Annotated in this window: 12 protein-coding genes; 7 read left to right on the top strand and 5 right to left on the bottom strand. The window is 55.7% G+C overall.

The features are described from left to right. The first annotated feature begins 43 nt into the window (after nt 1-43). From hmsP to N037_RS09020, 3 genes are all read left to right on the top strand, one after another. Nucleotides 44-2,050, top strand: a complete 2,007-nt coding sequence (gene hmsP / locus N037_RS09030; RefSeq protein WP_023333769.1) for a biofilm formation regulator HmsP — start codon at nt 44-46, stop codon at nt 2,048-2,050. Nucleotides 2,051-2,209: 159 nt separating this feature from the next. Then, a complete protein-coding gene (locus tag N037_RS09025; RefSeq protein WP_023333768.1) occupies nt 2,210-3,496 on the top strand; it encodes a dicarboxylate/amino acid:cation symporter in 1,287 nt (428 codons plus the stop codon). A 227-nt stretch (nt 3,497-3,723) separates the two neighbouring features. After that, nucleotides 3,724-5,217 carry a M16 family metallopeptidase gene (locus N037_RS09020; RefSeq protein WP_023333767.1) on the top strand — a complete coding sequence of 498 codons (1,494 nt, stop codon included), beginning with the start codon at nt 3,724-3,726 and terminating at the stop codon, nt 5,215-5,217. A gap of 63 nt (nt 5,218-5,280) precedes the next feature. On the opposite strand, the gene N037_RS09015 is transcribed toward N037_RS09020, so the two are convergent. After that, nucleotides 5,281-6,210: a sugar kinase gene (locus N037_RS09015; protein ID WP_032640396.1), complete on the bottom strand. Its 930-nt coding sequence runs from the start codon at nt 6,208-6,210 to the stop codon at nt 5,281-5,283. Nucleotides 6,211-6,439: 229 nt separating this feature from the next. Here N037_RS09015 and pdeH point away from each other — a divergent pair, with 229 nt between their 5' ends. Both pdeH and N037_RS09005 read left to right on the top strand, forming a co-directional pair. Then, nucleotides 6,440-7,213, top strand: a complete 774-nt coding sequence (gene pdeH / locus N037_RS09010; protein ID WP_023333765.1) for a cyclic-guanylate-specific phosphodiesterase — start codon at nt 6,440-6,442, stop codon at nt 7,211-7,213. 65 nt (nt 7,214-7,278) lie between these two features. Further along, on the top strand, nt 7,279-9,321 hold the full coding sequence (locus N037_RS09005; RefSeq protein ID WP_032640394.1) for an AsmA family protein: 2,043 nt from the start codon (nt 7,279-7,281) through the stop codon (nt 9,319-9,321). Between the two features lie 60 nt (nt 9,322-9,381). On the opposite strand, the gene N037_RS09000 is transcribed toward N037_RS09005, so the two are convergent. The 3 genes from N037_RS09000 to N037_RS08990 form a co-directional block, all read right to left on the bottom strand. Further along, a complete protein-coding gene (locus tag N037_RS09000) occupies nt 9,382-10,704 on the bottom strand; it encodes an MFS transporter (protein ID WP_023333763.1) in 1,323 nt (440 codons plus the stop codon). A 260-nt stretch (nt 10,705-10,964) separates the two neighbouring features. Continuing rightward, nucleotides 10,965-11,990 carry an inner membrane protein YhjD gene (gene yhjD, locus N037_RS08995; RefSeq protein ID WP_023333762.1) on the bottom strand — a complete coding sequence of 342 codons (1,026 nt, stop codon included), beginning with the start codon at nt 11,988-11,990 and terminating at the stop codon, nt 10,965-10,967. Between the two features lie 52 nt (nt 11,991-12,042). Further along, complete coding sequence (locus N037_RS08990) at nt 12,043-12,942, bottom strand: LysR family transcriptional regulator (RefSeq protein WP_023333761.1); 900 nt, start codon at nt 12,940-12,942, stop codon at nt 12,043-12,045. Nucleotides 12,943-13,061: 119 nt separating this feature from the next. On the opposite strand from N037_RS08990, the gene N037_RS08985 reads away from it, so the two are divergent. Both N037_RS08985 and N037_RS08980 read left to right on the top strand, forming a co-directional pair. Beyond that, complete coding sequence (locus N037_RS08985; RefSeq protein WP_032640392.1) at nt 13,062-13,820, top strand: SDR family NAD(P)-dependent oxidoreductase; 759 nt, start codon at nt 13,062-13,064, stop codon at nt 13,818-13,820. A gap of 154 nt (nt 13,821-13,974) precedes the next feature. Beyond that, entirely contained in the window at nt 13,975-14,577 is a 603-nt protein-coding gene (locus N037_RS08980; protein ID WP_032640390.1) for a helix-turn-helix transcriptional regulator, read from the top strand. On the opposite strand, the gene N037_RS08975 is transcribed toward N037_RS08980, so the two are convergent. Then, on the bottom strand, nt 14,556-14,894 hold the full coding sequence (locus N037_RS08975) for a lysozyme (RefSeq protein WP_032640388.1): 339 nt from the start codon (nt 14,892-14,894) through the stop codon (nt 14,556-14,558). The two genes, N037_RS08980 and N037_RS08975, sit on opposite strands and share 22 nt — an antisense overlap. Nucleotides 14,895-14,954 lie beyond the last annotated feature (60 nt).

Below are 14,954 nucleotides of genomic sequence, written 5' to 3'. Positions count from 1 at the left end.
CACCCTGGCGAGCCCTGCGCTTCGAGTTTTGTGGAGAGTCATTTTGCGTGTCAGCCGTTCCTTAACAATCAAACAGATGGCGATGGTCTCTGGCGTCACCATGCTGTTTGTACTGCTCTTCTGCGTAATTTTGCTGTTTCATGCCGTACAGCAGAATCGCTATAACACGGCTTCACAGTTAGAAAGTATCGCCCGCTCGGTACGCGGCCCGCTTTCTGCCTCTATCCTGAAAGGGGATATTCCCGAAGCGGAAACCATTTTAAAACGCATTCAGCCTGCCGGCGTCGTTAGCCGCGCCGATGTCGTCTTGCCTAACCAGTTTCAGGCGCTGCGGATGAGCTTTATCCCGGAGCGTCCCGTCCCGATGATGGTGATGCGCCTGTTTGAACTGCCGGTACAAATTTCGCTGCCCGTTTATTCTCTTGAACGTCCTGCGAATCCGCAGCCGTTGGCCTACCTGGTTTTACAGGCGGACTCCTACCGCATGTATAAATTCGTCATGAGCTGGGTGGTTACGTTAGTGACCACTTGCTTACTTATGACGCTGATCCTCAGCGTGGCGCTCACCTGGTGTATTAACCGGTTGATTGTTCATCCGCTGCGCCGTATCGCCCGCGAGCTGAATACGCTTGCGCCGCAGGATCAGATGGGACATCAGCTTGAGCTGCCGCGTCTGCATCATGACGATGAGATAGGTATGCTGGTGCGTAGCTATAACCTCAACCAGCAGCGCATCCAGCGTCAGCAGGATGAGTTAAACAGCAGCGCCACGCGCTTTCCGGTGTCGGAGCTTCCCAATAAAGCGTTTCTGATGGCGATGCTGGAGCAGACCGTTGCCCGTCAGCAAACCACGGCGCTGATGGCAATTGCCTGTGAAACCCTGCAGGACACGGCTGGCGTGCTCAAGGAGAGCCAGCGCGAAATGCTGCTGCTGACTCTGGTGGAAAAAGTGAAGTCTGTCCTTGCCCCGCGCATGGTGCTGACCCAGGTCAGCGGTTACGACCTGGTGGTGATTGCCAATGGCGTAAAAGAGCCGTGGCATGCGATCACATTAGGTCAGCAAGTACTCACTGTCATTAATGAGCGGTTGCCCATTCAGGGTATTCAGCTTCGTCCAAGCGCCAGCATCGGTATTGCGATGTACTATGGCGATTTAACGGCGGAACAGCTTTATCGTCGCGCCTTCTCGGCGGCGTTTACCGCCCGGCGCAAAGGGAAAAATCAGATCCAGTTCTTCGACCCTGAGCAGATGGAAAAGGCGCAGCAGCGCCTGACGGAAGAAAGCGACATCCTGACCGCGCTGGATAACCGCCAGTTTGCTCTCTGGCTACAGCCGCAGGTGAATTTGCTGACGGGAGAAGTGAAAAGCGCCGAGGCGCTGCTGCGTCTGCAGCAGCCGGATGGTTCGTGGGAGCTGCCGGAAGGGCTGATTGAGCGCATTGAGTCCTGCGGCCTGATGGTTACCGTCGGCTACTGGGTGCTGGAGGAGTCCTGCCGTCAGCTTGCCGCCTGGCAGGAGCGCGGCGTGACGCTGCCGCTCTCGGTCAATTTGTCTGCCCTGCAGCTTAAGCACCCGACCATGGTTTCAGAGATGCTGGAGCTGATCCACCGTTACCGCATCAAGCCTGATACGTTAACCCTGGAAGTGACGGAAAGCCGACGCATTGACGATCCCAATGAGGCGGTCGCGATCCTGAAGCCGCTGCGTAATGCCGGCATTCGCATTGCGCTGGATGATTTTGGTATGGGCTACGCCGGGCTGCGCCAGCTTCAGCATATGAAAACCCTTCCGGTGGATGTGCTCAAAATTGACAAAGCGTTTGTTGACGGTTTGCCGGACGACAGCAGCATGGTGCAGGCGATTATCCAGATGGCGCGCAGCCTCAACCTGCATCTTATTGCCGAAGGAATTGAAACCGAAGCACAGCGCGCCTGGCTGGCAGAGGCGGGTGTGGAGAGCGGGCAAGGCTTCCTTTTTGCCCCTGCTGTTCCTTCGGATGTCTTTGAACAACGATACCTTTCTGGTGCTGACAACCACGCAAAAGTGTAATTTTGTTGCTGGCTTGTGCGAGCCAGCTCAAAGTTCTTAACATTTGTGTTTCAAATTTGAACTGAGTTTATTTCTGTCCTGTTATGTGGGTGTTATTTTAAAGCCGCAGGTTAACCATAACCTTACAAAGCCTGTGGTTTTTCTTCCCAAGGACACCTTATGAAAACCTCACTCTTCAAAAGTCTTTATTTCCAGGTCCTGACAGCCATCGCCATCGGTATTCTGCTGGGTCACTATTACCCTGAACTGGGCGCGCAAATGAAACCGCTTGGCGACGCGTTCGTTAAGCTCATCAAAATGGTCATCGCTCCGGTGATTTTCTGTACCGTCGTGACGGGCATCGCTGGCATGGAAAGCATGAAGGCGGTCGGTCGTACCGGTGCAGTGGCGCTTCTCTATTTTGAAGTGGTCAGTACCCTTGCGCTGATTATTGGTCTGATCATCGTCAACGTGGTGCAGCCAGGCGCGGGGATGAACGTAGACCCGTCAACGCTGGATGCCAAAGCGGTCGCGGTGTATGCCGAGCAGGCGAAGGATCAGGGCGTGGTGGCCTTCCTGCTGGACGTGATACCGGGTAGCGTTATTGGCGCGTTCGCCAGCGGAAACATCCTGCAGGTTCTGCTGTTCGCCGTGTTGTTTGGCTTTGCCCTGCACCGTCTGGGCAGCAAAGGCCAGCTTATCTTTAATGTGATCGAAAGCTTCTCGCAGGTGATCTTCGGCATCATCAATATGATCATGCGCCTGGCGCCGATCGGTGCCTTCGGTGCGATGGCCTTCACCATCGGTAAGTATGGCGTCGGTACGCTGGTGCAGCTGGGTCAGCTGATTATCTGCTTCTATATTACCTGTATCCTTTTCGTGGTCGTGGTGCTGGGTTCCATCGCCCGCGCGACAGGCTTCAACATCTTCAAATTTATCCGTTACATCCGCGAAGAGCTGCTGATTGTTCTGGGGACCTCCTCTTCAGAATCGGCGCTGCCGCGTATGCTCGACAAGATGGAAAAGCTGGGGTGCCGTAAATCGGTGGTCGGGCTGGTGATCCCGACGGGCTACTCCTTCAACCTGGACGGCACCTCGATATACCTGACGATGGCGGCGGTGTTTATCGCCCAGGCGACCAACAGCCATATGGATATTTTCCATCAGATTACCCTGCTGGTGGTGCTCCTGCTCTCCTCTAAAGGCGCGGCAGGCGTGACGGGCAGTGGCTTTATCGTGCTGGCTGCCACCATTTCCGCGGTGGGTCACCTGCCGGTGGCGGGTCTGGCGTTGATTCTGGGTATTGACCGCTTCATGTCAGAGGCGCGTGCGTTAACCAACCTGGTGGGTAACGGCGTGGCAACGGTGGTGGTGGCGAAATGGGTGAAAGAGCTGGATCACAAAAAGCTCGACGATACTCTGAATAACCGCTCAACTGACAGCAAAAATCCTGGCTTATCCTCTTAATCTTGTCACAAATGCCCGTATTCCCTTGTCGGGATGCGGGCTCCTGCGCATAATAACTGTTCGTACCTGTCATAATTCGACAAGATTTTTTTTGGGTATATTTCACTTCTGACCGTGACGTTTTGCCGAACACGCGGTCTAATCGACGTGTTTTCATCGTCATCTTTAAGAGTGAAGCGCGTCGCGAAACACTCTTTTTTAACCAGGAATGTTGATCAGGGGTTCACATGCAGGGCACAAAAATTCGACTCTTAACCGGCGGTTTGCTGATGATGGCAGCAGCCAGTTATGTGCAGGCAGATGCGCTCCAGCCAGACCCGGCCTGGCAACAAGGGACATTAGCGAACGGTTTTCAGTGGCAGGTGTTAGCCACTCCGCAACGTCCCAGTGACCGTATTGAAATCCGTCTGTCCATTAATACCGGTTCCCTCACGGAAAGCACTCAGCAAACCGGTTTTAGCCATTTTATTCCCCGGCTGGCGCTCACGCAGAGCGGCAGCCTGCAAGCGGTTCAGGTGCGTTCGCTTTGGCAACAGGCCATCGATCCGAAACGCCCACTCCCCCCGGCTGTTGTCTCGTATGACTACACCATGTTTAACCTGAGCCTGCCAAACAACCGTAACGACCTGCTTAAAGAAGCGCTTACGTATCTCTCCGATGCCTCTGGCAACCTGGCGATTACGCCGGACACCGTCAACTATGCGCTGAGCAACAGCGACATGGTGGCGACCTGGCCTGGAGATACCAAAGAGGGCTGGTGGCGTTACCGCCTGAAGGGCTCGACGCTGCTGGGACACGATCCCGCTGAACCGCTGAAGCAGCCGGTGGACGCCGAACAGGTAAAATCGTTCTACCAGAAGTGGTACACCCCAGACGCCATGACGCTGATCGTGGTGGGTAACGTGGACAGCCGCGCGGTGGTGGAGCAGATCAACAAAGCGTTTGGTGATTTGAAAGGCAAGCGTGAAACGCCAGCCCCTGTTCCGACGCTCTCTCCGCTGCGTGCCGAGCCTGTCAGTATTATGACGGACGCCGTGCGTCAGGATCGCCTCTCCGTCATGTGGGATAACGCCTGGCAGCCCATCCGCGAGTCCTCGGCGATGTTGCGCTACTGGCGTGCCGACCTGGCGCGTGAAGCGCTGTTCTGGCACGTCCAGCAGACGCTGAGTAAGAACAACGTGAAGAATATCGGTCTTGGCTTTGACTGCCGCGTGCTTTTCCAGCGTGCGCAGTGCGCCATTAACGTTGAATCGCCGGGCGATAAGCTGAATGCCAATCTGGGTGTGGTCGCGAAAGAGCTGGCAAAAGTGCGTAAAGAGGGGCTTTCCGAAGAGGAATTCAACGCGCTTGTGGCGCAGAAAAAACTCGAGCTGCAGAAGCTGTTTGCGACCTACGCTCGCGCCGATACCGACATTCTGATCAGCCAGCGTATTCGTTCCCTGCAGAATCAGGTGGTGGACATTGCGCCGGAACAGTATCAGAAGCTTCGTCAGGACTTCCTGAACGGTCTGACCGTCGATATGCTCAATCAGGATCTACGTCAGCAGCTGTCGCAGGAGATGGCGTTGATCCTCCTGCAACCGAAGGGCGAGCCGGAATATGACATGAAGGAACTTCAGACGACCTGGGATTCCATTATGGCTACCGCGCCGCAGCCAGCTCAGGCCGCCACGGCCGATGATTTACATCCGGACGCGACGGATATTCCGCAGGGGCAGTAATGCTTAAACGTTCCCTCTCCCACAGGGAGAGGGTCAGGGTGAGGGCATCAGCCCGCACCTTACTTAAACAGGCATCGCCTCGCGCGGAATAATCGCCCCGCGATACTGAATCACCGTGCTGGCCGTCAGGTGCCCACGCTGTGCCGCCGCTTCCGGCGTTCCACCCGTCAGACGTACCGCCAGATAGCCCGCGCTGAATGAATCACCTGCCGCCGTGGTATCAATCACCTTCTCTTTGGCAAGCTTCACCGCCGGAACGTCAATCAGGGCCTCACCCGCCACCGCGACCAGGCACGACTCCGCACCGCGCTTAATCACCACTTCACTCACGCCAGCCGCCTGCGTGCGCGCAATCACCTCATCAACCGGTTTCTGACCCCACAAGGCGTCTTCATCGTCGAGCGTCAGGAAGGCGATGTCGGTGCACTGCAGCATCTGTTGATAGACCTGCTGCGTCTCTTCGCGGCTGGCCCAGAGGCGCGGGCGGTAGTTGTTATCGAAAATAACCTTACCGCCGTTTGCACGGCATTCGCGCAGCAGCGAGAGCAGCTTTTCTCGGCTGGCGGGGCTTAAAATCGCCAGGCTAATGCCGCTTAAATAGAGATAGTCAAATGTCGCCAGCTCTTCGCAGATGGCTGCGGCCGCGTCGCTCTCCAGCCAGAATTTGGCCGCGGCTTCGTTACGCCAGTAATAAAACGTGCGTTCGCCGGTGCTGTCGGTTTCGATGTAATAAAGCCCCGGGAGGCGGTTTTCCATACGCTGAATCAGGGACGTTTCAACATGTTCACTCTGCCAGGCCTCCAGCATTTGCTGGCTGAAGCTGTCCGTGCCCAGAGCGGTAACGTAGTTCACGGTGAGCGCGTCAGGCGCGACCTGACGGGCAATATAAACGGACGTGTTTAACGTATCGCCACCAAATCCGCGGCTGACTTCCGCGCCTTTTTGTGACAGCTCGATCATGCATTCGCCAATCACGGCAATTTTTTTGGACATAGTCGTGAACCTGAACAGAAGAATTATCAGCAGTGTGCGCTGAGTGAATTAACCGGTCAACTATATTAAAACAACGTTCCATTATTTTATTTGAGCCAGCGCGTGTTCCCGCGCATTTCTGTCATCTTAATTTCATTTTCCCGGTGAATTGAACATAAAGTTCTCAATTGTTGCGCCGATAATCCTGTGACGAGTCCAGAAAGGCTATCCCAACAACAGGACATCTGAAATGAAGTCAGAGCAGGTTATCCAGCGGCTGAGCACTACGCCTGAGGCAAGTATTGAGAACTTGCAGGAGCATCGCTACTGGCTGCAATGTGAGCGTGTGTACACCTATCAGCCGATCTACCGAACAGATGGTCGACTGATGGCAATTGAAATTTTGACCGTCGTGACGCACCCCTCAAACCCTACTCAGCGCATCGCGCCGGATCGCTACTTTGCCGAAGTGGCCGTACGCCAGCGTCTGGACGTGCTGGAAGAGCAGCTTCGTATGCTGGCGACGAAGCACTCCTTTTTCGAGCAGCACGATATCCTCGCCTCGGTGAACGTCGATGGCCCAACCCTGCTGGCGCTGCGCCAGAACGCGAAATTGCAGGAGCTGATCGCCACCCTGCCGTGGATGCGCTTTGAGCTGGTGGAGCATGTCCGCCTGCCGCAGGATTCCTCGTTTGCGTCGATATGCGAATACGGCCCGCTGTGGCTGGATGACTTTGGCACCGGCATGGCGAACTTCTCCGCCCTGAGTGAAGTGCGCTACGACTACATTAAAGTGGCCCGCGATCTGTTCATTATGCTGCGTCAGACCCCGGAAGGGCGGAATCTGTTTACGCTGTTATTACAGCTGATGAACCGCTATTGCCAGGGCGTGATTGTTGAAGGTGTGGAAACACTGGAAGAGTGGCGTGATGTGCAAAACTCTCCCGCAGCGGCGGCGCAAGGCTATTATCTCTCTCGCCCGGTACCCATGGATCGCCTCGATAACGTTATAACGACCCTCTGATAAGCCCGCTTCCCTTTGTCTGGACTATAGTTTTACAGAACAGGTCATCAGGAAAGGGGATAAAAATGACAAGAACAACCAGGGTAATCTCCTGGACAGCAGGGATTTTCTTGTTGTTGATCGTGGTCGTCGCCATCATTATTGCGACGTTTGACTGGAACCGTCTTAAGCCGACCATCAACCAGAAAGTCTCAACCGAACTGAACCGCCCCTTTGCCATACGCGGTGATTTAGGCGTGGTGTGGGAGCGTCAGAAAGAGGAGCCCGGCTGGCGAAGCTGGATCCCCTGGCCACACGTCCATGCCGACGACATCATTCTCGGCAACCCGCCGGATATCCCGGACGTCACAATGATCCACCTGCCGCGCGTTGAAGCCACGCTGGCTCCGCTGGCGCTCCTCACCAAAACGGTCTATCTGCCGTGGATCAAACTTCAGCAGCCCGATGCGCGTCTGATCCGACTCTCAGAAAAAAACAACAACTGGACGTTTAACCTCGCCAGCGACAGCGAAAAAGATCCGGATGCCCACCCTTCTTCCTGGTCATTCCGTCTCGACAATATTCTTTTCGATCGCGGACGGATCGCCATCGACGATAAGGTCAGCAAGGCGGATGTGGAGATCCTGGTCGATCCGCTGGGCAAACCGCTGCCGTTTAGCGAGGTCACGGGCACGAAAGCAAAAGGCGACGCGGCAAGCGTAGGTGACTATGTCTTCGGACTGACGGCAAAAGGGCGTTACAACGGCCAGCCGCTGAGCGGAAAAGGGAAAATAGGCGGCATGCTGGCGCTACGGAGCGAAGGTACGCCGTTCCCGGTGCAGGCGGACTTCCGTTCCGGTAACACCCGCGTGGCGTTCGTGGGCACGGTAAACGACCCGATGAATATGGGGGGCGTCGACCTTCAGCTTAAATTTGCCGGCGATTCGCTGGGCGAGCTGTATGACCTGACAGGCGTACTGCTGCCGGATACCCCGCCGTTCGAAACGGACGGGCATCTGGTCGCCAAAATCGACACCGAAAAATCGTCCGTTTTTGACTACCGGGATTTCAACGGCCGCATCGGCGACAGCGACATCCACGGCACGCTGACCTACACCACCGGAAAACCGCGCCCGAAACTGGAAGGGGATGTTGAGTCCCGCCAGCTGCGTCTGGCCGACCTGGGCCCGCTGATTGGCGTGGACTCGGGTAAAGGAACCAGGTCGAAAGAGGTCAAAAAGGATGTTCAGCCTGCGGGCAAAGTGCTGCCATACGATCGCTTCGAAACCGACAAATGGGACGTGATGGATGCGGATGTGCGCTTTAAAGGCGGAAAAATTGAACATGGCAGTACGCTGCCGATCAGCAATCTTTCGACCCATATCCTTCTCAAAAACGCCGACCTGCGCCTGCAGCCGCTGAAGTTCGGCATGGCGGGCGGAACGATTTCCTCGAATATTCATCTGGAAGGCGATAAGAAGCCGATGCAGGGACGGGCGGAGATCCAGGCGCGTCGATTGAAGCTGAAAGAGCTGATGCCGAACGTAGAGTTGATGCAGAAAACCCTCGGTGAAATGAACGGTGATGCCGACATTCGCGGCGTGGGGAACTCGGTGGCGGCGCTGCTGGGCAGCGGCAATGGTAACCTGAAGCTGCTGATGAACGACGGGCTGGTCAGCCGCAACCTGATGGAGATCCTGGGGCTGAACGTCGGTAACTTCGTCATCGGGCAAATTTTTGGTGATGACGAGGTACGGGTGAACTGTGCGGCGGCCAATCTGGATCTGGTTAACGGCGTGGCGCGCCCGCAGATTTTTGCCTTCGATACGGAAAATGCGGTGATTAACGTGACCGGTACCGCCAGCATGGCCTCGGAGCAGCTTGATTTGACGATTGATCCGGAAAGTAAGGGGATCCGTATCATCACTCTGCGCTCGCCGCTTTACGTGCGCGGGACCTTCAAAAATCCGCAGGCGGGCGTGAAGCCCGGTCCGCTGATTGCGCGTGGTGCAGTGGCTGCAGCGCTTGCGACGCTGGTCACCCCGGCCGCGGCGCTGCTGGCGTTGATTTCCCCGTCAGAAGGCGAAGCGAATCAGTGCCGGACTATTTTGTCGCAGATGAAGAAGTAGCTCCCTTTCTCCCTCTCCCTGTGGGAGAGGGCCGGGGTGAGGGCATCAGGCCGCAATGAATTACAGAGCCTGGTGCTTAGTCTCGTGCGTCAGCAGCAGCGCAATCAGCGTCAGCGCCGCCATGGCCGCCAGATAGACGCCCACGTAGAACAGACCATAGTTCGCCTGCAGCCAGGTAGCGATATACGGCGCAACGGACGCGCCCAGAATTGAGGCAACGTTGTAGGAGAACGACGCGCCCGTATAACGCACTTCCGTCGGGAACAGCTCCGGCAGCAGCGCGCCCATCGGGCCGAAGGTCAGGCCCATCAGGCTCAGGCCAATCAGCAGATACGCCATCACCAGCGCAGGGCTACCGGAACCCAGCAGCGGCGGGAAGACGAACAGCGCGAACAGAATAATCAGTGTGGTGATCACAATCATGCTTGAGCGGCGACCAAACTTATCCGCCAGCAGACCCGCAATCGGCACCATCACACCGAAGCCAATCACCGCCATCATCAGCATCCACAGCACTTCGTTACGCGGCAGACCCAGCCCCACCGGCGCGGCGGCGGTACTGTACGTCATGGAGTATACGGTCATGATGTAGAACAGCGTATAGGTTGCCAGCATGATAAACGTGCCCAGCACGGTCACGCGGACGTGTTTGGTCAGCAGCGTTCCCAGCGGTACTTTTACCTGTTTTTTCGCTGCCGCGACTTTGGCAAAGACCGGCGTTTCGTGCAGGGAGACGCGCACATACAGACCAATCAGCACCAGTACGGCAGAGAAGACAAACGGAATACGCCAGCCCCAGCTCATGAACTGTTCATCCGTCAGCAGCCAGGAGAGCAGCAGGAACGTCCCGTTGGCAAAGAAGAAGCCAATCGGTGCGCCAAGCTGCGGGAATGAGCCATACAGCGCGCGCTTGCGCGCCGGGGCGTTCTCGGTGGCCAGCAGCGCCGCGCCGCCCCATTCACCGCCCAGGCCCAGACCCTGACCAAAACGCGCCAGCGCCAGCAGGACCGGCGCCAGAATGCCGATGGTTTCATAGGTCGGCAGCAGACCGATGGCCACTGTGGAGATGCCCATCGTCAGCAGCGAGGCCACCAGGGTGACTTTGCGGCCAATGCGATCGCCAAAGTGTCCAAACAGCGCAGAGCCAATCGGACGCGCAACAAACGCGATGGCAAAGGTCGCCAGAGACTGCAGCGTAGCCGCCGTCGGATCGCCCTGCGGGAAGAAAATATGCGGGAAGACGATGACCGCGGCGGTGGCATAAATATAAAAGTCGAAGAACTCAATGGCAGTGCCAATCAGCGAGGCGACGACGACTTTATTGCGCGAGTTTACCGGAACGTTTTCCGTTCCTGAGTCGAGTGTGGTGGCTGTTGCTTGCATAATATTTTCTTATTTTTGTCGAACGAAAGGCCATATTACGCACAGCAAAAGCGACATTTCAATCTGTAACAAAGCCGCGTGCTGGTTATAAAAGCAACAAAAAGCGGATAATTTTCAGGCCAGCCAAAACACGTCTATGAAATGCTTCACAGATTTTAAATATCAGTCAATTAAACTGGTTTTTGGTTAAATAAAAGTTACGGACTGGATTTATATGCTGAAATGATGAATCGGGCTGAAATTTCAGCCCGAGAGCGGAGTTACCGGTGCGTTTTGCCCGGCATTCGCGGGTCGTCTTTGTACTCGGCAGTGGCGATCCACGCCGCGCAGAACAGGGTTAAACGGGCGAAGAAGTAGAAGAACGCCATCAGCCCCAGCACCGAGCCAAACGCCGCACCGGAAGGGGATTTAACCAGTGACGGTAAGGTGTACGTCATCACGATTTTAATCACTTCAAAGCCGATCGCCGCAATCAATGTACCGCGGATCAGCGCCTTCTTGCGCGGACGATGGCGGGGCAAGCGCCAGAAGATCCAGAAGAACAGGAGGTAGTTGGCGAAGATAGAAATGGCCAGCCCAATGCCGCGCCAGGCGGGCTTCAGCCATTCGATATAATCAAGATAGAGCGCGGAGATGATCATCTGCTGCGCCGAGCCCGCCACGGAGGTAATGGAAAGCGTCACGATCAGCGCGACGAGCAGGCCAATCAGCGAAACAAAATCGCGGAGATACTTAACCCAAATTTTCTCCTGGTCCTGTGGCTTACGCTCCCAGACGTCGCGCGACTGGGCGCGGATGGCCTCGCGCAGGTTGCCCATCCAGTTAACGCCGGAGTAAAGCGCAATCAGTAAACCGACGATGCCGACGGTAGTACGCTGCTGAACGGCGGTATTGATGGTGCTCTTGAGCGTGCTGGCAAGGGTCGGGTCACTGACGTTATTCAGGATCTTATTGAAGATATCCTGCAGCAGCGTCGGGTGCGACGCGAGCACAAAACCGGCTGCCGCAAACGACACCATCAGGATTGGGATCATCGACAGGAACGAAAAATAGGTGATGGCGGCGCCAAACTGATTTCCCATGCGGTCATTAAAACGCTCGGTCGCGCGGATCAGATGCGCCACCATGGGAAACTGCTGAATTCTCGCGGCGATGCCGGTGACGGTCCCCAGCGCTTTACTGGCGGTGCCTGGTGAAGTGGCCTCTTCGGGCCCGGTTTCCATCTTTTTGACGGGTTCATACTCTAAATGTTGGGTGGGTCGTTGCGGATTGTTTTCCGGCGTCACGCGTCTTTTCCTTTTCGTTGAGCTGGATGTGTTTTTGAATTATAGCCTGCGACTAGTCCACGTAAGCTTTTGTGAGTTCAGTTAGCCACTCCATGAACAAATGGACCCGTCGGGAGAGGTTGCGGCGGTGGGGATAAATCAGCGAGACAGGCATCGGTTCGGCCCGGTATTGCGGGAGGATCTCAATCAGTTTCTTCGCGCGCAGTAAATCACGCACCCCAACCCGCGGAACCTGAATAATGCCCAGCCCGGCGAGACAGGCGGCCTGGTAAGTTTCCGTGCTGTTGACGGTTAACACCCCGCCCGTTTTTATCCACTGGGTCGCACTGCCGTTATAAAACTCAAAGCCCTGTGGGCGGGCTCCCAGCATCGCGGCGTAGTGGATCACGGCGTGTGAGCCTAAATCGTCCAGCGTTTCCGGGTAGCCAAAACGCGCCAGATAGTCCGGACTGGCGCAGTTAATCACCGACAGCTTGCCCAGCGGACGGGCGATCAGCCCTGAATCCTTCAGCGTGCCGACGCGGACGACGCAATCAAACCCTTCACGGATCACATCCACCAGGCGATCGCTGCTGCTGAGTTCCAGTTCAATGCCCGGATAGTGCTGCAGAAAAGCAGGCAGTTTAGGGATGACTAAATTTCGAGCAACGCCGACGGGCATATCCACGCGGAGCCGACCGCTGATGCTGGAGGGATCGTGCTGAAACATGCCGTCGAGTTCATCAAGGTTTGCCAGCAGATCTTTTGCCCGCTCGTAATAGACCATGCCGTCCTGCGTCAGGCTGACGCGGCGCGTGGTGCGGTGCAATAGCTGGGTGCCAAGCCGGTTTTCCAGGGCCTGAATTTGCCGTGAAACGCTACCTTTCGGCAGGGTTAATGTTTCGGCTGCGCGGGAAAAACTCTCCAGTTCCGCGACGCGAACGAATAACTGCATTGCGTGAATTTTATCCATAGAGGAAGCTCATTGTTGTTGCAGTTGAAACAGTGAAGCGTTCTAACCCATCTTTATTGATTTTCTATCACCTAATAAGCTCTTTCTCAATCTCCATAACAGCCAAAACGAGGTATATGATGAGTGAACGTATCGCATTAGTGACGGGTGGTAGCCGCGGTCTGGGTAAAAACGCTGCGTTAAAGCTGGCGGCAGACGGCACGGGAGTCATCCTGACATACAACCGTAGCCAGCAGGAAGCGCTGGATGTTGTGCATGAAATTCAGCAAAAAGGCGTTAACGCAGCGGCATTACGGCTGAACGTCGGGGATATCACTGGTTTTGATAATTTTGCCCTGGAGCTTCAGGAAACCCTTAGGACCGTCTGGCAGCGTGAAACCTTTGACTATTTATTGAACAATGCCGGGACGGGTTTATATGCGCCCTATACCGACACGACGGAAGCCCAGTTCGATGAGGCGCTGAACATTCATTTCAAAGGACCTTTCTTCCTGACACAGCGCCTGCTGCCGCTGCTTAACGACGGGGGACGTATCCTCAACGTCTCCAGCGGTCTGGTCCGTTTTACCCAGCCGGGCTCAGGGACCTACGCGGCGATGAAGGGGGCGATGGAAGTGCTGACGCGTTATCAGGCGAAAGAGCTCGGCGCGCGTGGAATTTCCGTCAATATCATTGCGCCGGGCGCGATAGAAACTGACTTTGGCGGCGGACGCGTACGCGACAACGCGGAGCTGAATCAGCTGCTGGCCTCGCAGACGGCGCTGGGTCGGGTGGGGCTGCCGGACGATATTGGCGATGCCATTGCGGCACTGCTCAGCGATAAACTGGGCTGGATGAACGCGCAACGTATTGAAGTATCAGGCGGCATGTTCCTGTGAAGTACGCGCTTAAGGAAATCCTTAAGGCGAATGTGTCCAGATACTGACAGATATAAAGAACACGGGGGATTTGTAACGTCTCCATTCGTTGAGTTTTTTCTTAAACAACCCCTCTGTAGAATCGCCCTTCGCTATTCTCAGAGGGAGAAAAACGATGCGAGTAATCATGTTTGACAGGCATTCACTCTTTATTCACGGAGCGATACACAGCCTTCAGGCGTTAATTCCGGAAATAGATATGACAGGGACCTGTCAGGCAGACGATTTATGGACCCAGGTTTCCGCTTCGCCGTCAGCTATCGTCATCATTGACGGTAATGTCATCCAGGACGACGGGAGCGCTTTGCTGGAGGAGATGATGCAACGCTTTCCGGCGATACGCGTGATTCTGGTTCTGGCGAAAAAAGAGGCCAGATGGGTTGAGCAGTTGCGGCAGCGAAACATCATGGCCATTATTCCCCGAAATGCCCGCCCCGAGCGGTTTTCCGCCGTGCTGGATTCGGTGTCCAGAGGGATGGTCTGTTTTCCCGGAGAGTGGGTCAGCCTGCCGTCGTCGCCTCAGGCGTTATTATCCCTGAGCGAGCGTCAGCGCGACGTGCTGAAACTGCTGGCGGCGGGGGAGTCAAATAAAGAGATCGGACGCAATCTCAACATCAGTGCGGCCACGGTAAAAGCGCACCTCGAGGCGCTTTTCCGGCGGCTGGACGTGAAAAACAGAACGCAGGCGGCCCTGCTCTATACCCGTGCAACGGCCTGAAAAATCGCGTTTGGGAGTGAAGGCATCACGCCGAAACTGAATATCATCATAACTAGCGCATCATGCTGCTGTTGGGTTAATGGACGCGTCACATTTTCCCGCAGCAGCGCCTCACAGAGCTGAATATCGTCATGCAACAAATCTTCTGCCTCGGCAGGCGTGACGGGACCGTGAAAATGCGCCCGATCGCGGATCACGTGGCCGTAGCCAATAACCCATAATCCGTTCTCGTCACGATATTTCTCCAGAGAAAGACCCTGATGTTTTTTTATTAACGCAATGGCGGCAGAAGATATTTTCAGCGCATGACCTTTCATATTCGTTTCCTCTTAATAGCGATACTGTAAAGGAAACGATGTCCGAGAAATATCCGCCAA

Origin of the sequence: Enterobacter sp. EGD-HP1 (genome assembly GCF_000733275.2) — a bacterium.
Lineage (GTDB): Bacteria > Pseudomonadota > Gammaproteobacteria > Enterobacterales > Enterobacteriaceae > Enterobacter.
Note: the sequence above shows the minus strand (reverse complement) of the source record. Positions and strands in the feature narration are given on the sequence as shown.